Source organism: Mesorhizobium sp. M2E.F.Ca.ET.209.01.1.1, assembly GCF_004010375.2.
In the GTDB taxonomy this organism is placed as follows: domain Bacteria; phylum Pseudomonadota; class Alphaproteobacteria; order Rhizobiales; family Rhizobiaceae; genus Mesorhizobium.
Window position 1 is genome coordinate 33,779 of the sequence record NZ_SADP02000004.1, and the last position, 20,640, is coordinate 54,418.

Here is a 20,640-nt window from a genome sequence, read left to right on the forward strand (position 1 = left end):
GCGGGACAGCGCCCCCCTCTGGCCTGCCGGCCATCTCCCCCACAAGGGGAGAGATCGGCAGCTTCGGCGCCTCAGCCAATCCCGCCCGTCACGACATGGGCCCCGCCAACACCCCCGTCCGGCGATCTCGCAACGGCCGTGACGATCGAGCCATAGGAACCGCGCCAGACACTGTGAAAGCCTTGATGAGTCGCGGCCGGGAGGATCACGCGACCAACAAGGCGGTTGGGGCCGCCTTCCATGGAAACCGGCTCCCCGTTGACGTGGACTTTCACCGCCGCTTCCGGCTCCGTCCTGCCTGCCTCGACCTCCAGCACGATAGCGATCTCGTCGGTGTCGCCGGAGCGCATCGTCGTGGCGCTGAGCGACAGCGCGAGCGGCGCACCGCCGGCATCACTCCTCACACCGCTGTCCGCCTCGAAAACATCATCGGCCAGCGCGGGCGTGCGCGGCGGGACGGTGCGGCGCTTGGTGGCGCGCTCATAGTCGCCGGCCATCATCAGCAGCGGCGTGTCGTCATAGGCCTTGCCGGCGAAGGTCAGGCCCACCGGCATGCCTATATCGGCCATGGTGCCCATCGGCACGGTCACCGTCGGGATGCCGAGATGGCGCCAGACGAGATTGCCGTTGGCGACCCAGGTGCCGTTGCGCCAGGCAAGCCTGGCGGAGGCCTCGTTGACGTCGGCATCGGCCGGCCCGACATCGGCGACCGCCGGCAGCACGACGGCGTCGAGGCGGTTGGCATCGAGCCAGTCCTCGAAGTCGATGCGACGCGTGGCCTCCAGGCCCTTCAGTCCGGCCTCCATGGTTGGGATATCTTCCAGTCGCGCCACGCCCCGCTTCGCCCGCTCGACATACCGCGCCAGATCGAAATCGGCCTCGCCGTAACGGTCGCGCAACGTGCCCGGGGGCTGCGGGAAGATCTTTGCGCCGTCGACCGAAGCAAGATCGGGGATGGCCGGATCGGCATTGGCGCGCAGGAAATCATCCCACGACCAGACGGACAGGTCCCAGATCTCGCGCTCGGCGAATTCCTCCGGCACCAGCCCGCGATCGACCATGGAGCGGGCGCCGGGACGATCGCGCTCGTAATTGGACACAACCGGGAAATCGACCTCGACCACTTCCGCGCCGAGCGTTTGCAGGTCGCGCGCCGCCTGCCGCCAGAGCTCCAGCACCGAGGCGCGCGTTTCGATCGGCCGGTCGGCGCCCTCGTCCTTGCCGATATACATTTTTGGCACGCCGAGCCGCTTGCCCTTGAGCGCGCCTTGCAGCGGAAGGGCGGTGTAGCTCGCCGGCCGCAGCGCCGAGGCTTTCGGGATATCCACCCAGGGCTGCACACGCCAGAAATCGCCGCGCGGATCGGCGTCATCGGCGACGATCACGTCGAGCAATTCCAGCATGTCGGCGATGCTGCGCGTATGCGGCACCACCACATCCATGGTCGGCACCAGCGGCCAGTTGCCGCGCACCGAAATCACGCCGCGCGAGGGCGTGTAGGCGCTGAGCGCATTGTTGGAGGCGGGAGCGCGTCCGGACGACCAGGTTTCCTCGCCAAGCCCGAAAGCGGCGAAGGATGCGGCGGTCGCCGTGCCCGAGCCGTTGGACGAACCGGAGGCGAAGGCGGCGGTGAGGAAATCCTTGTTGTAGGGGCTCTCGGCGCGGCCATAGACGCCGCGCTGCATGCCGCCATTGGCCATCGGCGGCATGTTGGTGAGGCCGATGAGCACCGCGCCGGCGGCGCGCAGCCGCGCGATGGTGAAGGCGTCCTCCGTGGCGACGAGATGCTCGAAGGCCGGCGAGCCTGCCGCGACCGTCAGGCCCTTCACCTTGTAGCTGTCCTTGGCGGTGTAGGGGATGCCGTCGAGCGGCCCGAGCGCCCTGCCCGAGCGCCGGCGCCGGTTGGACGCTTCCGCCTCCTCGAACATCTTTGGATTGAGGACGGGGACCGCGTTCAGCGCGATGCCGTGACGGTCGTAATGGGCGATGCGCCTGAGATAGGCGGCGACCAGCTCGACACTGGTGACGGTGCCGTCTTCAAGCGCGCCGCGCAGGTCGGCGATCGAGGCTTCTACGAGGTGGAGGGTGGGCATGATGGGCTCGGCTTACGTGGCGTCTCGGTACCATTGCCCTGCCGGATGTCTCCACCGCAAGAGGCTTGGAAAGAGGCTTGGACTTCATGGACACGTAGGAGGAATGGCGCCGCGGTCGAAGCTGCTGATCTCCCCCCTCGTGGGGGAGATGGCCGGCAGGCCAGAGGGGGGCGCGAAAGAACGCGGCATTGCGCATTGCCCCAATGAAACAGCGGTGGGTGTGACAGATGGCTGAATTGGGACGCCGGCGGGACAGCGCCCCCCTCTGCCCTGCCGGGCATCTCCCCCACAAGGGGGGAGATCGGCCATCATGCCGGCTTTTTTGCCAACCTGTAACGTCGCCCTCACTCCGGCGCCCCGGCAAACAGCACCTTGCCATCTCCTCCGCCGCCGGCCAATCGCGGATGATGCGACGGCGGTTACTTCAGTATAACGCTGTCCCCAGAAAACAGAACGGCCGGCCGGGGGCGCTTACTTGACAGAAATCGTTCATATGAGATTATCCGCCGTGATTTTCGAGGAGAGCAATCGCATGAAGAAGACTTACGAGAAGCCGGTTTTCGTCCGCAAGGGCAAGCTTTCAGCGATTGTGGCCGGTTCGCCTGTGCCAGGTTGACGGTGAAATCATCGCAGCTTTGAGCATGTGTCGGGATATCCTGATATGAAGAAGACTTACGAGAAGCCGGTTTTCGTCCGCAAGGGCAGGCTTTCGGCGATTGTGGCCGGTTCGCAGCCCGTCTGATCGGGATAGCCAAAGCCTGGCCTCAACGATCCCCGCCACGGCGGGGATTTTTGTTTTCTCACCCAAACTCCACCCAGACCGGCGCGTGGTCGCTGGGGTTTTCCCCTCCCCGCACCTCGCGGTCGATGCCCGCCGCCTTCAGCTTTCGCGCCAGCTTCTTCGACAGCAAGATGTGGTCAAGCCGCAATCCGGCATCGCGCGGCCAGCGGTTCCGGCGGTAGTCCCAGAAAGTGTAGAGCCTCTCTTCCCTTGGAAAAACCTTGCGCAGCGCGTCGGTCCAGCCCTGATCGATCAGCGCGGCGAAGGCGGCGCGGCTTTCGGGCTGCACCAGCGCGTTGTCGTCATAGGAGCGGGTCTCATAGATGTCGCGCGGCTCGGGCACGATGTTGAAGTCGCCGGCGAGCGCCACCGGCAGGCCGGTGTCGAGAAGCTCAGCGGCGTGCGCGGCGAAGCGTTCGTGCCAGGCGAGCTTGTAGTCGAATTTCGGGCCGGGCCGCGGGTTGCCGTTCGGTGCGTAGAGGCAGGCGATGACGACGCCGTCGACCGCCGCCTCGATGTAGCGGGCCTGGCGGTCGGCATCGTCGCCGGGCAGCGCGTCGCGCGTCAGCACCGGCTCGGCGCCCTTTGCTAGGATGGCCACGCCGTTCCAGGTCGGCTCGCCCTTCCACACAGCGCCATAGCCGGCCTTCGCGAGCCTCGTCTGCGGGAATTGGGTGTCGCGGGACTTCAGCTCCTGCAGGCAGACGACGTCGGGCTTCGCGCGCGCGAGCCAGGCGAGCAGGTTTTCGAGACGATTGTTGATGTTGTTGATGTTGAAGGTGGTGAGTTTCATTTGCGGATGCCGCCGCTTCGCGCTTCGTCATCCTCGGGCTTGACCCGAGGATCCATGCCGTGACCGTCGCCATGGAACGTGGCGGGGCAGAATTCTGAACCGGAGCAGAGCCTTAGCGTCATGGTATGGATCCTAGGGTCTGCGCGCGTCGCTTCGCTCTTTGCTTCGCCCTAGGATGACGAAGCCGAGGGCTGCGCGAATTTAGCCACTATCGTCTCCGCCACCATCTTCAAATGGTCCGCCGTCGAAAAACCCGAGATGGCCTTGCGCGGCTTGAGGTCGTGGTCGCCGTCCTCCAGCCAAACCACCTCTATCGCCGGCGACAGGCCGTAGGTGGCGACCTCGTCCTTTGTGCCGAACTCGTCGCGCGTGCCTTGGAAGATCAATGTCGGGGTCTTCAAGTCGAGGAGATGCTTCGTCCGCAACTGCTCCGGTTTGCCCGGCGGATGGAACGGGTAGCCGAGGCAGATCAGCCCCGCGATCTCACCCTTGGCGAACATCTCGTCGGCGACCATCGAGGCGACGCGGCCGCCCATCGACTTGCCGCCGATGATCAGCTTGCCGGTCACGCCCCTGGCGCGCAGATCGGCGATCGCCTTGATGTATTCCGGGTTGACGGTCTCCGCGCGTGGCGGCGGCTTGCGGTGGCCATAGCGGCGCGCCGCCATATAGTGGAATTCGAAACGCGCGACCTGGAAGCCGGCCGTGCTGAGCGCCTTGGCGGTGGCGGTCATCGAGGGCGAGTCCATCGACGCTCCGGCGCCGTGAGCCAGCAGGATGGTGACGGGAGCGGTGTCGAAGCCGTCGAAGAGGAAGTGGGTCGTCATGGGTCTGTTCTCGGCGCGGCGGCGAAGCTGCTGATCTCCCCCCTTGTGGGGGAGAGGGCCGGCAGGCCAGAGGGGGGCGCGAAGGAACGCGGACTTCGCTCCTTACAAAACGAAAATTCTAGAGGTCGCGGCAGCGAAAAGCTGTCAGGCCGGCGGGACAGCGCCCCCCTCCGTCCTGCCGGACATCTCCCCCACAAGGGGGGAGATTGGCTGTCGCGTCGGCCTTCGCCAATCATCGTCACCCTGCCGTGCGCGCCATATGCAAATCCACGAACTGGATGCCCTTCTGCGCAGTCCGCGCCCATTCGGACTCCGCGTCCAGTTCCAGATAGCGGACCCACAACCGGCGGGCCTCCATCAGATTACCCGCATCGAATTCCAGCCGGGCGAGGTTGAACACCGGATCGGCATAGGCCTTGTCGAGCGCGATCGCCTTTTGCAGATGGCGCCTTGCCGAAGCCACCTTGCCCTCATCGCTCATCAGCCCGGCGAGGTTGAACCAGGCTTCGACGAAGCCCGGGTCGAGTTTTATGGCGCGGGCATAGTCGTGCGCCGCTTCGGCGATCCGGCCGGCGCCGCGCAGGCAGTTGGCGCGGTTGAAGGCGGCAATCGCATCCTTCGGGTCGATCGCCAGGCAGCGCTGGTAGAGCGCTGCCGCGTCGTCGTGGCGCCCCTCCTCTTCCGCCATTTCCGCTTCGGCGAAGAGTTCTTCCAGCGTGTCGTCTTCCGGTGAGCCGAGGTCGAACAGCAGCTGGCCGTCGAGCTCGCTCGTTCCATCATCGAGATAGATCGCGTCCGGGCGGCCATGCTGCGATCCGAGATTGAGCGATTTTGCCGTGAGCGAGGCGACCGGGCCGGAGCGGTGCACCGAGCGCGCGATCGCGCCCCAGCTGGCGCCGCTGGCAATCAGCCCGGCATATTTCCTCGCCAGGATCAGGTCGCGAAAGGAATAGGGCTCGCCGTCATGCTCGAAGGCGTCGAACAGCGACAGCATGTCGAGGGCATCGCCCGCGAGCCGCGACTGGTCGATGAGCGATTGCCGGGAGAGCGACGAGGCGTCGGGCGCCTTCATCAGCCCGAGCAGGCGCAGGAAACCGTTCTCGCTGACCAGGGCGCGGCCGGCTTCGCGTTCGGCCTTGGCGCGGCGCCCGATCTCGGCATCGCCGGATTTCGCCTTGGCGAGAAGCGCGCGGCCGAACACCACATGGCTGGTGCGGCGGGTGACGCCGCGCCTCAGCTCCGCATGGCGGCGCTCGACCTCGCGCACGGCGAGCCGCAGCGGAAAGGCGGCCAGCGCGCCGACGACGCCGAAGACGGCGCCGGGAACGATCACCGGCCCTCCCGTCACTTCTTGCTCTTGCCGACGGCCTTCAACAGGTTCGCCTTCAGCGGGTTCTCAGGCGCGCCGCCGGCAGCCGCCTTCTTGGCAGGCTTGGCGGGCGCTTCCTCGGCCTTGCTCTTCGACTTGGCCGGGGGCTTGGCCTGCTGCGACAGGCTCGCCTTCAGCGCATCCATGAGGTTGATGACGTTGCCGCGCTCGGGCGCGGCCGCGATGATCGGCTTGTGGCCCTTGAGCTTCTCGCGGATCATCGCCATCAGCGCCACTTCGTAGCGATCCTCGTAGTTCTTCGGATCGAAGTGGGTTTCCTTCTGCTTGATCAGCGCCTGGGCCAGCTCGAGCATTTCCGGATCCGGCTTGCCGGCCGGGATGTTGCCGAAATATTCAGCCGTGCCGCGCACTTCGTTCGGATTCCTCAAGGTGCAGACGAACATGCCGTTCTCGCGCGCGCCGATCGTCACCACGCGCTCGCGGCTGGAAAGCACCAGCCGCGCAATCGCCAGCTTGCCGGATTTGCGCATGGCTTCGCGCAGCACCGCGAAGGTTTCCTCCGCCATGGCGCCGTCGGGCGCGAGATAATAGGGCGAGTCCTGGTAGATGACATCGACCTCGCCCTCGTCGACGAAGGCTTCGATGTTCATCGTGTGATTGGATTCGATCCTCACCGCGTCGAGATCGGCGTCGTCGATGATGATGTACTGCTTGTCCTCATACTCATAACCGCGCACCAGGTCCGAGCGCTCGACCAAGCCGAGCTCGGGATCGACCGGCTTCATGTTGATGCGGTTGTGCGTCTTCTTGTGCAGCTGATTGAACGAGATGCGCTCGCTCGCGCTGGTGGCCGGGTAAAGCCGGACCGGACAGCTGACGAGGCTGAGCTTGAGATAACCTTTCCAACTTGCCCTGGGCGCCATGATGAACTCCTACGCGGCCATGCACTGACACTATGTTGGAGCATGGTCTTGTCCAAAAACCGGTTCCCACTTTTTGGGACCATGCTCTTTTGCAGCGCTTCGTCCGTAGGACGATTGGCGCCTTGGAAATCCTACACCGACCCCTCATCCTACAACCGAATTCCTAGCGAAGTGTTCTTGAGGGTGGGTTGGAACGGAGGATAATTCAAATTGTAGGAAGCGTCGATGGAGGTGGATTCAGACGCTGGCGATTGGCTGAAGCCCCGAAGCTTCGTCATCCTAGGGTCTGCGCGCGTCGCTTCGCTCCTTGCTCCGCCCTAGAATGACGACGCCGAGAGGCTACCGCTCCTTCCCCAACATCGGCAGATCCCTCGCCGCCTCGTCGATCTCCGCCCAGGGATCGCCCGACGTCTCCAGCAGTCCCGGCAGCGAGGCGTAGTTCAGGTCTTCCGGCGCGTCGATCGTCTCGAGGTCCGTCCAGCTGACCGGCGTCGAGGCCGGGAGGTTGGTGCGGGCGCGCAGCGAATAGGGGGCGGCGGAGGTGTGACCTCTCGCGTTGCGGTGGAAGTCGATGAAGATGCGCTTCTTGCGGTTTTCCTTGCCCATCGTGGTCGTGAAAGTGTCGGGTGCGGTGTCAGCCAGCAAAGTCGAAATGGCGCTCGAAGCCTGGTGCAGTTTCTTCCAGTTCTGCTTGCGCGTCACAGGCACGGTGATGTGGATGCCCTTGCCGCCGGAGGTCTTCACGAAGGGCACCAGGCCGAGGCTCTCCAGCCCGCCCTTGATGTGGACCGCCGCCTCCACCACCTCGCGCCAGGAAATCCCGTCGCCCGGGTCGAGGTCGAAGACGATCTGGTCCGGCCTGTCGAGTTTTGTGCGGTGCGTGCCCCAGGTGTGGAACTCCACGACGCCGAATTGCGCCAGCGCCAGATAGCCCTTGGCGTCCTCGACCGAGAGATAGGTTTTCGTCTCGCCTTCAGAATTGATGCTCTCGAACACCGCCACCGAAGGCGGCATGCCGGTGAAGGCGTGGCGCTGGAAGAAGCAGTCCTGCGGTTTGCCGGTCGGGCAGCGCACCAGCGACACCGGGCGTCCGATGATATGCGGCAGCATGAAATCGCCGACCAATGCGTAATAGACGGCGATGTCGAGTTTTGTCGGCCCGGTCTTACCGAACAGCCGCCGCTCCGGATTGGTCACCCAGATGGTGGCGAGGTCGGATTCGGCGATCAGCCGCTTGCGCTTGACGGGTGCCGGCGTGGTCAGCCCGCCGACATCGCGCAACCCGCGAAAGACGCCGTGACGGATCGCATTGTCGGCGGTGCGGTTCGAATAGCGCACGCGCGCCGACAGCAGCGGCTTCACCCAGCGCATCTCGCGCAGGATCTCGCGCGGCACGCCTTCAGGCGGGCTGGCGCCGGCCGTCAGCCGCTCCAGCCTGGCAAGCAGCTCGGTCGCCATGTCGCGGTCGAAGCCGGTACCGACCTTGCCGCGATAATGAAGCTCGCCATTTTCGAACTCGGCCATGCCGAGCGCGGCCAGCCCTTCCGCCCGGTCGGAGACGGTGTAACCGGCGATGACGAAATCATCCGTCTTTTGCGCCTTCACCTTGGTCCAGCTCTTGGTGCGGCCGCTGATATACATGGCGTCGGCGCGCTTGGAGACGACGCCTTCGAGTCCCAGCTCCGAGGCCTGATCGTAAAGACCCTGCCCGTCGCCCTCGACATGGTCGCTGTACTGGATGGCGGCATTGGCGGCCTGGCCGGCGAGCAGCTCGGCAAGCAGCGCCTTACGCTTGATGAGCGGCGCCTTGCGCAGGTCCCAGCCGTCGAGATGCAAAAGGTCGAAGGCGTAGAAATGCAGTTTCGAACCGGCGCCTTCGGCCAGCGCGTCCTGCAGCAGCGCGAAGCGCGAGATGCCCTTGTCGTCGAGCACCATGATCTCGCCGTCGATGATCGCCTGGGCGACCGGCAGGCGCGAAAAGGCCTGCGGAAGATCGCCATAGCGCTTGGTCCAGTCGATGCCGCCACGGGTGATCAGCCGCACCTCGCCATCCACCACATGCCCCATGGTGCGGTAGCCGTCGAATTTTATTTCGTGCAGCCAAAGCTCGCCGGTGCGCTCCGCTGGATTATCGCCGCCCGGCGGTTTCGGCACCTGGGTGGCGAGCTGCGGCACGATGCGGCTGGGCGGGGCGGCCTTCACGGCGCCGGGCAGCGCGCCCGGTTTCAGCGAACCCGGCTTCGGCGGCAGGCGTTCCCGCTTCCTCGGCGGCGCCGCCAGTTCCTCGATGCGACGGCCGGACTTCACGCTCTCGGGGCGGGCTTCGAGAATGTCGAGCTTGGTGTCCGAAGCGAGATCACGCTCCTTGAACAGCAGCCAGTTCTTCTTGTTCTCGTCCTCGCCGGGCTTGGGCTTCAGCCTTGTCAGCATCCAGCCGCCATTGAGTTTTTGCCCGGCCAGCCGGAACTTGAAGGCGCCGCTGCGCAGGCTTTTGTCGACGTCCTCCATCGGCGCCCAGGTGCCGGCGTCCCAGACGATCATCGGCCCACCGCCATATTCCCCTTCGGGGATGACGCCCTCGAAGTCGATATATTCGATGGGATGATCCTCGGTCTCGACGGCGAGACGCTTGTCGGCGGGGTTGAGAGACGGCCCGCGCGGCACGGCCCAGCTCTTCAGCACGCCGCCGACTTCGAGGCGCAGGTCGTAATGGTCGGCGGTGGCGTGGTGCTTGTGCACGACGAAGCGGTTGGAGCCCTCGCTGGCGGTGCCGCCCGCGGGCTCGGGGGTGCGGGAGAATTCGCGCTTGGCGCGGTAGGGTTTGAGGTTGGCGGGCGGCATCGACTAGGTGCCGAAGGGTGGAATGGAAATCGGCGAAGGCCGAGTTCCTTCGCGCCCCCCTCTGTCCTGCCGGACATCTCCCCCACTTGGGGGGAGATTGGATGTCGCGCCGGTTTTCGCCAATCGCCCACGCTGGAGGAAAAGCGCCGGCGACAAAGCTGCTGATCTCCCCCCTTGTGGGGGAGATGGCCGGCAGGCCAGAGGGGGGCGCTGTCCCGCCAGCCTCTCAGTCATCATCCCCGAATGCTCAATCGTCAATCGCCGGCGTCAGTTCCAGCTCGGCCGGCGTCAGCCCCTGCCGGAGCTGGCTCAGCCGGAACTCGTCGACCCAATAGGCCTCGCCGTCGACCAGCACGCGGGCGCTGTAGGTGCCGCCGGAAAAGCGCTGCGCGGTGACATAGACCTTGTGGCGCTCGAGCGCGGACTTCACCGCTGCGCGGCGGGACTTTTCTCTGGCGACGGGACTGGCCATGGCCTCACTCGAACACGCTGCCGCCGAAGAATGCGGCTGCCATAAGCATGGCGGAGAGCGGAATGTGAGTCAATTTGCCGGGCGCAGGCCGCTACTCACCGCCCCGCCCGCAGCCGCCGCCAGCGCTGCATGACTTCCTGCGCGAGCTTGAACAGGCGCGGGTTGTCGCGCACGAAGGCGACGCCCCGGCCGCGGTACTTGATGGCTTCGCTCGCGGCCACGCCCTTCAGCGTGATGCCGTAGCAAAGCTCGGACAGGATCGACTTCACCGCGCCCATATGCTCCTTGTAGCTCTGGTTGCCGACCGACAGGTCGAAATAGTCGAAGCCCTGCCCGCGGCCCCAGCGGATCAGCTCGCCCATGATGCACAGGCCGGGCGAAACGTTGGGCACCGCGCCCTGGTCAATCGCGACCAGCAGCGCATGCAGGGTCCCCTGATGGACCGCCAGGTACTGGACCGCGACCATGACGTCGCCGGCGCGCAGGCCGAAGATGCGCACCGAACCGTCGGCCAGGCCGCGCTGAGCCGCCTTGCGGTAGAAATCGACGACCTGGGGCTGCGCCAGGAGATCGAACCGGCCCAGCTCGCGAAAACGGCTGAGCCGCATTTCGACCAGCTTGCCGAAGATGGAGTCCACCAAAGCCGGCGTATCGGCTTCCACCAGCGCCAGGCCGCCATTGCGGTCCAGCCGGCGCAGGTCCTTGTTGAGGGCCTTGACGAAGGATGGACGGCAGATGCGCTTGACGACTGTCTCGGCGTCGCCATCCATGGCGATGCCGTAGTGGGAATGGATGGAATCGCGTGCCGGCGAAAGCAGCGCCAGGGGATTGGCGACGCCGCCGATCTCTTTCGGGATGCCGGTGATGTGGATGCGGTCCGCCGGCGGCAGCACGGAAAGCACCGCCGCCCACGCGGCCTCCGCCGACTGCCTCGTCCAGGGCGCCGCATCGGCGAGCAAGGGTGCCGCATAGTCGCAGACCCCGCAGCTCAGCCACTCGATCACCCAATGGCCGAACGCGCGGCGCCGCATCAGCGGCACAAGCATGACCGGTTCGCCCGACGCGGCGTCCCGCAATTCGACGATGGCAAGTCCGGCTTTCGGGGGCATGAGCCGTTCGACGATCCCCTCGGCCCAGGCGAAATGCTGGTGGCCGGTGCACAGGCCGGTCGTCTCGAGGCGCAGCCAGAGCGGTTTGACGGCTTCGAGGCTGGTGTGCAGCCGCGCCGCGTAGGCGCCCCTGGCGGCGCCGGCGGGATGCAGCGCCGTCTCGTCGTCGGCCAAGCCGGTCGTCATCGCGGCCATCGGCATTGCCTGGCTTGCCACATCATTCTCCTATCGTCTCTGCACGGCGAGCGTCGCCGCGCGGCGCCACGCGCCGACCATGGTGGGGCGCTGCTCGTTGGGGTGCTTGAGGTTCCACATGCGGTTGGCCGCGAAATACCATGAGGCCACCAGCACGAAGGTCTCGGAAACCGCAGCACCCGCCAGCGACCATGTCGGCGGCGCTGCCGCCAGCAGGATCCCGATCGTCGCCAGCCCGACAATCGCGCCGGCCAGGGTGATGAAGGCGACGATGCGGAAGTCGCCGACGATCTCGAGGATCACGCGGGGCATCACATAGGCCATGATCGGCACATAGTTGGCGATGGCGAAGACCCCGATCAGTCCGACCGAGGCATGCTGCAGGGCCTGGGATTTGATCATCGGCAGGATGAACAGGATGCCGCCGCCATAGACGAGGCTGCCGACCCCCATGATGACGGCCCAGACCTTGGCCTGCGTCCACACGCGCTCGAACTCGCCGTTGCGCACCAGCTTCGCGAGTTCCGGCTGCGTCATGTTGGAGAAGGCAAGGCTGACGATGCGCAGCGGCGCGAACAGCACCAGCACGGCCGCCAGCGGCGCGTAGGCGGCCGGTCCGGCGATGCCCGCGACCAGCAGCGCCAGGCATTGCCCTTGGATGTTCGTGGTGGTGGCGCTGAACCCCGACCAGGAGAGCTGCCGCCACAGCTTTGCGTAGCGCCGCCAGGTCGGCGCGCGGAAGGAGACGCGCAGCCTGCGGCGCGCCAGCTTCACCAGCACGGCGATGCCGACCACATTGGCCGCGGCAAGCGCGAAGAAGGTGGCCTGCAGCGCATTCGCGAAGAACCAGATCGCCGCTCCCGCCAGCACTATGCCCGCGATCGTGAACATGGCGTCGCTGATGGAGACGATGAGCTGCATGCGACGCGCGAAAAATGCCGTACGCATGTGGCTGCGCAGCGACCAGGCGCCGACGAAGCAGGCGGCGCCGATGCCGCTCGGGTCGCCAAGCAGGCGCATCAGCAGCCCCGTGCCCAGCCCCATCAGCAGCGCCACCACAAGCGCAGCCGATCCGAAGGTCACGTCATGCGCGTCGACGCCGGCGCGGTTGGCGCTCTTGCTCATCCATATGCTGGCCGGCACGGCGGTGAGCGAACGGATATAGGACAGGCCGACGCCGCCCATCACCATGCCCAGCGCGAAGAGGCCGTAGCCTTCCGCCGACAAAAGATGCAACAGCGCGATGTTGAGGGCGAAATGGAAGCCGCTCTGCATCGCCTCGCCGCCGATCATCAGCATGAGGCGCCGCACCAGATGGGCCGGGAAGGTGAACTTCACGGGCTCGTCTCCGCCTCGCGGGCGACACGCGCCCGCCCCCGCCGCGGCGTCGTGGCCTTCAGCTTGTCGGCCACGATCGCCACGATCGCGGCGGCGGCGATATGCTCGCTGAAGAGCGTCTCGTAGCGCGCCCGACCGGCGGCGGCGAAGCCGCGCCAGAGCTCCGGCCGCTGGATGATCTCGCTGAGCTTGCCGGCAAGAGCCTTGGCATCGCCCGGCGGCACATGCCAGCCGGTCTCGCCGTCGGCCACCACTTCCACCAGCCCGCCGATCGCCGACACCAGCGGCGGCCTGCCCCAGCCCATCGCCTCGATGGCGACGCGGCCGAGCGATTCCGGGCGGCGCGACGGGACCGCCACGATGTCGGCCCAGCGATAGTGGTCTGTGGGGTCGGAGACGAAGGGCAGCACCTCGACATGCCTGGTCAGCCCCATGCGCCCGACCAGCTCGGCCAGCGCCTGCTCGCGCTCGACGCTTTCGAAGGCGCCGCCGACGAGGCGGACCTCGACGCGATCGCGCAACCCGGCGGGAAGCGAGGTGACCGCTTCGAGCAGCACCTCCTGCCCCTTGATGCGGTTGACGCGGCCAAGCAGCAGGATTTTCAGCGGGCGGCCGCCGTCATAGGTCACCGGCAGGGCGGCCAGCGGCCCGGCGACGCCGTTATAGACGACATGCGTGCGGCGCCCCCCGGCATCGACGGCCTGCGGATCGCCGAAAGTGGCGCGCGTGGCGCGCGAGTTGAAGATCAGGTCCGCACCGCTCCAGCGCATCAGGGCGACAAGCACCTTGCGCAATATGCCCTCGGGGATCTCGTGGATATGCAGCAGCGCCTTGCGCGGCAAAAGCCGCGCGGCAAGCGCATAATCGGCGATGATCGAGGTGTTGATATAGGTCAGGTCGCTGCCCCGCATGCGGCGCCAGGCGCGCCAGAGCGCCGCCGGCAGCCGCGCCATCTCGACGGTGGCGAGCCTGAGCATCGCCTGGCGCCTGAGCACCCAGAGCGGCTCGAACACGATGCGGCTGGCATGCGGCGCGAGGATATCGACGATCGGCCCCTCGCGCGGCAGCACGACCTCGATCTCGGCGGCCGGAAACGCGGCGCGCAGCGCAGCCACGCTCTCCGCGAAGCTGCGGTCCGAACCATAGAGCTCGTAGCCCTGATGAACACAGGCTATGCGCATTTCTATCTTTCCACCTTGCACCCCAGGGTCGCCTCAGCACCGGACCCTTCAAGCGCGGAAGGAACTTCATGCCAAATCCGCACGCCGCTCTACCCAGCGGTGGCCACTGCAGGCCTCGGGAGCAAGGATCGTGCCGGGTCGTGAATGCCCGGCTGCGACCCCAACAACCCAGCCGTGCCCCGTATCGACACAGATACGTCGCGAAAGTTGACCGATAATGAAGCAAGCCCCGCGTTCTGAAGAGAAATTTTACATCTTCATGCGAGTGTTCGTCCCGGGGGTACCCCTGGCACGGAAGTTGCTGGGCGGTCATTGACATAACGACAACCATGACCGGACCCGGGGATCCTTTTATTTTGAAACCGGAACGACCTTCCACCCCGATCGAAAAGCCTTCGATCCTGATCCTGGGCACGCGCGGCATTCCGGCTTCCCATGGCGGTTTCGAGACTTTCGCCGAGCGGCTGGCGCTTTTCCTGGCCGGACGCGGCTGGAAGGTCGGCGTCTATTGCCAGAAGGAAGTCGAGCGCGTCGGCCAAAGGGTGACGAGCGGCACCTGGCGCGGCATCGAGCTCATCACCATCGAGGTCGCCTCCAGGGGTCCGCGCGCGACGTTGGAATTCGACTGGCAATGCGTGCTCGACGCCGCGCGGCGGCCGGGCGTGTGCCTGGTGCTCGGCTATAACGGCGCGGTGTTCCTGACCTGGCTCAGGCTCATGCGGCGCAAGATCATCACCAATATGGACGGCATCGAGTGGCGGCGGCCGAAATGGGGGCCAGCGGCGCGCGCCTGGTTCTGGCTCAACGAATGGATCGGCGCCTGGCTCTCGCACCGTCTCGTCGCAGACCACCCGGCGATCGCCGATCACCTGGCGACAAGGCGGCCGCGCAGCGCCATCGCCACCATTGCCTATGGCGCCGACCCGGTGACCTCGGCGCCGGAGGAACCCGTTCGCGCGCTCGGGCTGGAGCCCGGCAAATATCTGGTCTCGATCGCGCGCATCGAGCCGGACAACAACATCCTGCCGATCATCGAAGCCTTCCGCCGCCGCGATCGCGGCGACATGAAGCTGGTGGTGCTGGGCACGCTCAACGACGGCATCCCGTATCACCGCGCGGTGCGCGAGGCGGCAGGCACCACGGTGATAATGCCGGGCGCGATCTATGACCAGGCGGTGGTGAAGGCGCTGCGCTACCATGCGCGCGCCTATATGCACGGCCACACGGTGGGCGGCACCAACCCCTCGCTGGTCGAGGCGCTGGCTGCCGGCAATATGGTGATCGCGCATGACAACCGTTACAACCGCTGGGTCGCCGGCGATGCGGCGATCTATTTCAACGACACCGACGACCTGAGCGCACGGATCGACGAGGCGCTGGCCGATGACGCGCTGGTGGCGCGCTGCAGCAAGGCGGCGCGGGCACGCGCCCGCGAGGCCTTCCGCTGGGAAGACGTGCTCGCCGCCTATGAGAAGGAAGCGCTGCGGCAGCTCGGCGCCGCCACGGCCGCGCCGGCGCAAGCCGACCGCGCCAAGCACGCATGACCGGGCACGCATGACCGGCTGGTCTCGCCGCCGGATCCTTGGGGCGGCGCTGGCCGCGGCGACGACGCCGCTGGCGGCAATGGCTCCGCCATCGATCGCACCGGCGAAAGCCGCGACCGGCGAATGGCCTTTCAGGCGCGGCGTCAACGCCTGGCCGTGGTTTGCGCTGACGCGCGAATTTCCAGCACCGCGCACCGACTATGACTGGCCGCCTTTCCAGTCGCAGCGGCCCGTGCCGACGCCGGCCGACCTTGCCCGGCTGCGCGCCAGCGGCCTCGACTTCATCCGCCTGCCTGTCGATCCGGGACCGTTCCTGGCCGCCGATGCGGGCCGGCGCGCCGACCTCATGGCGATGCTCAGTTCGGCGGTCGAAGCGGCTCTGGCCGCCGATCTCGGCGTCATCGTCAACGTCCAGGCCAATGGCGCAACCCATTACTGGAATCCCGACCGTATGGTTTCCAGCACCGACGCTCCGGAATTCGCCCGCTACCGCGCCTTCGTCGCCGATGTGGCCGGCATGCTCAAAGACATGGCGCCCGGCAGGGTCGCGCTGGAACCGGTGAACGAGCCGCCGCAGGACTGTTCCTCCGAGGCGTGGCCCAGGGTGCAGGCGGCGCTGCTCAACGCCGCGCGGGGCTCGGCGAAAGACCTGCCGATCGTCGTCACCGGCGGCTGCGGCTCGATGGTGCGGGGCCTCACCGCGCTCGACCCGGCGCCGCTGGCGGATTTCGAGCCGATCCTGTTCACCTTCCACTTCTACGAGCCCTATCTGTTCAGCCATCAGGGCGCGCCATGGATGCGCGAGCCGATCTACCGCGCGCTGAACAACGTGCCCTGGCCAGCCTCGGCCGGCACGTTGGAACAGACGCTGGCCTCGGTCAGGGCAAGGATGGCCGGGGATCCGGAGAGGTCCGACGAAGCCAAGAAGGCCGCCTATGCCGAGACCGAGAAGATGCTCAAAGTCTATTTCGACGCGCAGCCCGACCGCGGTTTCATCGACGGCTATCTCGCGCAGGTGAGCGACTGGGCGGACAGAAACGGCATCGCGCCCGGGCGCATCGTCATGGGCGAGTTCGGCGCGCTGCGCACCGACGCCCACTACACCGCCGCGCCCAATCCCGACCGCGCCCGCTACATCGCCGATGTGCGGCAGAGCGCCGAAGCCTCCGGCTTTCCCTGGGCGTTCTGGGACCTGTTCGACGGCATGGGCATGATGGACGACACGACCCGCGCGCTCAATCCCGCCATGGTCGAGGCGCTCGGACTGACGATGCCGCCAAACTGATTTGTTGAATCATCAAACCACGCTAAGGCTTTGGTTTGATGCGAGCGCCGGCGGGCGGGAAGCCGGTGCATTCTTGCGAAGTCAAGCCGGCGGCTCACAAATAAGGCGTGCCGGCCATCGCGGCTTTCAGGCCAGTCGCCCCCTTGTCGACGAGCGCCAAAAAAGCATCGTCCGCTTCCTTCCTGCTGCGCGTCTTACAAAAAGTGCGATGCGCTTCGAGGAAGGCGACCGTCCATGCCGCCAGCAGCAGGCTTGCCGCTAGACGGGCGTCGGGATCGGCGGCATCGCGCCCAACCGCTTCGGCCAGCGCCGCGGCGACCAGGTCGGCCAGGTCGTCGCGGATCGCCCGCGCCCGCGCCTTCAGGGTTTCGCTGCCGGCGACCGTCGGAACCAGGCGCTCGCTTCTGGCTGAAAACTCGACGACGGGACTTTTCTCCGCCACCAAACGGTGCGCGAGCCGGCAGAGCGCCTCCAGCGGCGCGACGCCGGCTGGGCGCTGCCGCACCGCTTCACGCAGCATCTCGCGCCCCTCCTCATCGCGGTCGAAGAACATGTCTTCCTTGCGCGGGAAGTGGTTGAACACCGTCATGCGCCCGACATCGGCGGCCTCGGCGATCTCGTCCACCGTCACGTGATCGAAGCCGCGCTCCATGAACAGGCGCGTGGCGGTGTCGGAGATGGCCTTGCGGGTGGCGAGGCGCTTGCGGGAGCGGCGGTCTGATGGTTCGGCCATGGCTTCTCCTAGCATGATTTCTGTACTCGGTACATATTCGTATTGAATCCGTGTCGCCAATGCGCGATATATGTACTCAGTACATATTAACACTCAGTACGCAGATGATTTGACGCCCGGCGCGATGCGATCCGCTCCGGCGAACAGACCTTTGCTCCCGGAGTTCACCCCATGAACAAACCTCTCATCGTCATCTTTGCCGCCATCTGCCTCGACGCCATCGGCATCGGCCTGGTCTTCCCCATCCTGCCGCGCCTCCTCGAGGAGGTAACGCACAGCCCCGACATCGTCGCCTATATCGGCGTCATGACGGCGCTCTACGCGGCCATGCAATTCCTCTTCGCGCCGGTGCTCGGCGCCCTGAGCGACAATCTGGGCCGCCGTCCGGTGCTGCTGATTTCGCTGGCGGGCGCCGCGATCAACTACCTCATCATGGCCTTCGCGCCGCAGCTCTGGATGCTGTTGATCGGCCGCGCCATCGCAGGGCTCACCAGCGCCAACATTTCCGTGGCGACGGCCTACATCACCGACATCACGCCGCAGGATAAGCGCGCCGGCCGCTTCGGCCTGTTCAGCGCCATGTTCGGCATCGGCTTCATCATCGGTCCGGTGCTGGGCGGCGTGCTTGGCGACCACTGGATCCGGCTGCCCTTCATCGCCGCCGCCCTGCTCAACGCCGCGAACCTGCTCCTGGCCGTCTTCGTCCTGCCGGAGTCGCGCCCGCCGGCCCGCGGGAAGATCGACCTCGCCGCGCTCAATCCGCTGCAGCCGCTCGGCTGGGTGTTTTCGATGAAAGGGCTGCTTCCCATCGTCCTCGTCTATTTCATCCTCTCCGGCGCCGGCGAGGCCTACGGCACCTGCTGGGCGCTCTGGGGCTTCGACACATTCGGGTGGAACGGCCTCTGGATCGGGCTTTCGCTCGGTGCGTTCGGACTTTGCCAGACGCTGGCACAGGCCTTCCTGCCCGGCCCGGCTGCCCGGCTGCTCGGCGAGCGCAAGGCCTTCGTCGCCGGCATCGCCTGCGCATGTGTCGCGCTCGCCGTCATGGCTTTCGCCAGCCAGGGCTGGATGGTGTTCGCCATCATGCCGGTCTTCGCGCTCTCCGGCATCGGCACGCCGGCCTTCCAGGCGCTGGCGACAAGGCAGGTCGACGCGGCGCGCCAGGGCCAGCTGCAGGGCGTGCTGGCCTCGGCGGTGAGCCTCGCCACCATCGTCGCGCCGCTTGCGTTCTCGACCCTGTACTTCGCCACGCGAAGAGAATGGCCCGGCGCCACTTGGCTGTCGGTGATCGCGATCAACCTGGTCGCGGTGCCGCTGGTGTTGCTTGGGACGCGGAGGCGTGAGGCGAGCGGGGTGGCTGTGGGTGCAAACCTCTCGCGGTCGTCATTCTAGGGCGGAGCCAGGAGCGAAGCGACGCGCGCAGACCCCATGCCGTAACATTGGCCGTAGAATGCAACGGTCCAGAACAGCGCCTGGCGATGGCGCTGGATAAGATCGCGACATGACAGGCTACGTCTACCTGACCGCAAGCCAGAAAGGCGGCACGATCTATATCGGTGTCACCAATGACCTTGCGCGGCGGATGCCCGAGCACAAGACAGGCCAAGGCTCCAGCTTCACCAGGCGTTATGGTGTGCAGCGTTTGGTCTGGTACGAGGAATACTTCGACATCGCCGATGCTATTCAGCGCGAGACATCGCTGAAGCGCTGGCCACGCCGATGGAAGGTCGAGCTGATCGAGAAGACCAATCCGGAATGGTCCGAGCTATTTCGCGGGATTGGCTGGTGAATATTCTGCGCCGCTGCGGTGCTCGTGCGTCACGGCATGGATTCTAGGGTCTGCGCGCGTCGCTTCGCTCCTTGCTCCGCCCTAGAATGACGAATGGAAAGGCTAACGGCTCCCGCCCTCGCCGGCCTGTACAGCGCCAAGGCGATCACCACGAATTTGGTCATCAGCGTTGTCTTTGACGCAAGGCTTTCCGAGGTGTTGATGATGAGAAGCCAACCCAGCATCGGCAGCCAGATGCCGGGATGGCAGCGGCGAGCCACCTCGTGCATGAACAGCGCGAAGCCGAAGAACATCAAAAGCGTGAAGAAGGCGCCCTGGTAGAGCGTCATGCGGATGATCGGATTCTCGATGCCCTGTTCGAGGCCGCTGATACGGCGGGTGCTCTCCAAAAGGTCGATGTCAGGGCCGACGATGATGTCGCGCAGTTCCAGCCGGCTGAACAGGTCGAACATCTGGACGCGCGCGTTGGCGCTGCCATTGTCGGAGACGAAGCGCTCGAGCAGCGCGTCGAAGAAGCCGTAATAGCCGGCGAGCATGATCGCCAGCGGCAGCAACGCCGCAAGCATGGTCACGAGCGCCGCGGCCAGGAGGTTGACACGCCCGGTCCTGAGCTGGGCGACGCCGCGGGTCAGCATATAGACGCTGCCGAGCAGGACCGTCAGCACCATCGCCGAGCGGCCGCCGAAGGCAACCAGCGCGCAGAACTGCAGGCCGACCAGCGCCAGCCTGAGCGGCGTCGACAGGGAACGCGCGCCGGACAGCAGCGACAGCACATAGATCAAGGTGACCGTGGCATTGGACAGCGGGTGTCCCTGCAGCGCCGTCGAGCGCGGGTCGTTGACGAACACCGCGCCGTCGAACCTGTAGGGGAATACCAGATGCTTGGCGCCGAACTCGAACAGCGCCAGCAGCGCGTTCACCGTCATCACGGCATGGATGACGAGTTGCAGCCGGGCAAAGGTCTTTTCGTCATCCTCGCTCAGCACCAGGACGAACAGCGCCGGCGCCACGAAGGTGTCGATCATGCCGGCCATGCCGGGGCGTTGCCTGACGATGACGACGAGGAGAAGCACCGTGGCGATCACCGCCAAAAGCGCGGTCGCCGGACGCCGGTTGGTGACGTTGACGACATAGCCGACGGGATTGCCGAAGGTGCAGGACCGCCAGGCAAACACCAGGACCACGAGATAGGTGGACGGATGGATCTTGGTCAGCGCGCTGCCTTGCAGGCCCTCGTAATTGTAGCCGAGCAGCCAAAGCATGCCGCCGGATACGGCAAACAGGAGAAGCACCGCCACGGTGATGCCAAGCCGGGTCAGCGTGTCGACGGGGACAGCGCGCCGGCCCGCAATGCCGTAACCCGAAGCCGGGACAGGCCGGGCGGAATCAGCCAGGACCGAGGCCAT

General features: G+C 66.2%; 17 protein-coding genes. 5 read left to right on the plus strand and 12 right to left on the minus strand.

Features of this window, described 5'->3' with window-relative positions:
- Positions 1 to 71: 71 nt before the first annotated feature.
- The gene (locus EN852_RS09110; protein WP_127875292.1) at positions 72 to 2,093 is read right to left on the minus strand and encodes an amidase; all 2,022 of its coding nucleotides are present in this window, start codon (positions 2,091 to 2,093) and stop codon (positions 72 to 74) included.
- A 475-nt stretch (positions 2,094 to 2,568) separates the two neighbouring features.
- On the opposite strand from EN852_RS09110, the gene EN852_RS42230 reads away from it, so the two are divergent.
- Positions 2,569 to 2,709 carry a hypothetical protein gene (locus EN852_RS42230; RefSeq protein ID WP_246694221.1) on the plus strand — a complete coding sequence of 47 codons (141 nt, stop codon included), beginning with the start codon at positions 2,569 to 2,571 and terminating at the stop codon, positions 2,707 to 2,709.
- A 184-nt stretch (positions 2,710 to 2,893) separates the two neighbouring features.
- Here the strand turns inward: EN852_RS42230 and xth are convergent, their stop codons facing one another.
- The 9 genes from xth to EN852_RS09170 all read right to left on the minus strand — a co-directional run bounded on the left by xth (position 2,894) and on the right by EN852_RS09170 (position 13,883).
- Entirely contained in the window at positions 2,894 to 3,667 is a 774-nt protein-coding gene (gene xth, locus EN852_RS09125; RefSeq protein WP_127875291.1) for an exodeoxyribonuclease III, read from the minus strand.
- A 170-nt stretch (positions 3,668 to 3,837) separates the two neighbouring features.
- Positions 3,838 to 4,494: an alpha/beta family hydrolase gene (locus tag EN852_RS09130; protein WP_127875290.1), complete on the minus strand. Its 657-nt coding sequence runs from the start codon at positions 4,492 to 4,494 to the stop codon at positions 3,838 to 3,840.
- A gap of 238 nt (positions 4,495 to 4,732) precedes the next feature.
- Positions 4,733 to 5,827: a tetratricopeptide repeat protein gene (locus EN852_RS09135; RefSeq protein ID WP_127875289.1), complete on the minus strand. Its 1,095-nt coding sequence runs from the start codon at positions 5,825 to 5,827 to the stop codon at positions 4,733 to 4,735.
- 11 nt (positions 5,828 to 5,838) lie between these two features.
- Complete coding sequence (locus tag EN852_RS09140; RefSeq protein ID WP_127875288.1) at positions 5,839 to 6,747, minus strand: Ku protein; 909 nt, start codon at positions 6,745 to 6,747, stop codon at positions 5,839 to 5,841.
- Between the two features lie 339 nt (positions 6,748 to 7,086).
- Positions 7,087 to 9,588: a DNA ligase D gene (ligD, locus tag EN852_RS09145; protein WP_127875287.1), complete on the minus strand. Its 2,502-nt coding sequence runs from the start codon at positions 9,586 to 9,588 to the stop codon at positions 7,087 to 7,089.
- Between the two features lie 247 nt (positions 9,589 to 9,835).
- On the minus strand, positions 9,836 to 10,060 hold the full coding sequence (locus EN852_RS09155) for a hypothetical protein (RefSeq protein ID WP_042642888.1): 225 nt from the start codon (positions 10,058 to 10,060) through the stop codon (positions 9,836 to 9,838).
- Positions 10,061 to 10,155: 95 nt separating this feature from the next.
- Positions 10,156 to 11,385, minus strand: coding sequence for a GNAT family N-acetyltransferase (locus EN852_RS09160; protein ID WP_246694222.1), 1,230 nt, complete (start codon positions 11,383 to 11,385; stop codon positions 10,156 to 10,158).
- Positions 11,386 to 11,394: 9 nt separating this feature from the next.
- The gene (locus EN852_RS09165; protein ID WP_127875286.1) at positions 11,395 to 12,702 is read right to left on the minus strand and encodes a hypothetical protein; all 1,308 of its coding nucleotides are present in this window, start codon (positions 12,700 to 12,702) and stop codon (positions 11,395 to 11,397) included.
- Positions 12,699 to 13,883, minus strand: a complete 1,185-nt coding sequence (locus EN852_RS09170) for a glycosyltransferase family 4 protein (RefSeq protein ID WP_127875285.1) — start codon at positions 13,881 to 13,883, stop codon at positions 12,699 to 12,701. Before EN852_RS09170 ends, EN852_RS09165 begins: the two co-directional genes overlap by 4 nt.
- 356 nt (positions 13,884 to 14,239) lie before the next feature.
- Here EN852_RS09170 and EN852_RS09175 point away from each other — a divergent pair, with 356 nt between their 5' ends.
- Both EN852_RS09175 and EN852_RS09180 read left to right on the plus strand, forming a co-directional pair.
- Entirely contained in the window at positions 14,240 to 15,427 is a 1,188-nt protein-coding gene (locus tag EN852_RS09175; RefSeq protein ID WP_246694223.1) for a DUF1972 domain-containing protein, read from the plus strand.
- 10 nt (positions 15,428 to 15,437) lie between these two features.
- Positions 15,438 to 16,712 (plus strand): cellulase family glycosylhydrolase, encoded by a 1,275-nt coding sequence (locus EN852_RS09180; RefSeq protein ID WP_127875283.1) that lies wholly within the window; start codon positions 15,438 to 15,440, stop codon positions 16,710 to 16,712.
- Between the two features lie 94 nt (positions 16,713 to 16,806).
- Here EN852_RS09180 and EN852_RS09185 read toward each other — a convergent pair whose 3' ends face one another.
- Positions 16,807 to 17,445 (minus strand): TetR/AcrR family transcriptional regulator, encoded by a 639-nt coding sequence (locus tag EN852_RS09185; protein ID WP_127875282.1) that lies wholly within the window; start codon positions 17,443 to 17,445, stop codon positions 16,807 to 16,809.
- 171 nt (positions 17,446 to 17,616) lie between these two features.
- On the opposite strand from EN852_RS09185, the gene EN852_RS09190 reads away from it, so the two are divergent.
- Positions 17,617 to 18,837, plus strand: a complete 1,221-nt coding sequence (locus EN852_RS09190) for a TCR/Tet family MFS transporter (RefSeq protein WP_127875281.1) — start codon at positions 17,617 to 17,619, stop codon at positions 18,835 to 18,837.
- Positions 18,838 to 18,946: 109 nt separating this feature from the next.
- Positions 18,947 to 19,234, plus strand: coding sequence for a GIY-YIG nuclease family protein (locus tag EN852_RS09195; protein ID WP_127875280.1), 288 nt, complete (start codon positions 18,947 to 18,949; stop codon positions 19,232 to 19,234).
- 29 nt (positions 19,235 to 19,263) lie between these two features.
- Here EN852_RS09195 and EN852_RS09200 read toward each other — a convergent pair whose 3' ends face one another.
- On the minus strand, positions 19,264 to 20,640 hold the full coding sequence (locus EN852_RS09200; RefSeq protein WP_210238229.1) for a VpsF family polysaccharide biosynthesis protein: 1,377 nt from the start codon (positions 20,638 to 20,640) through the stop codon (positions 19,264 to 19,266).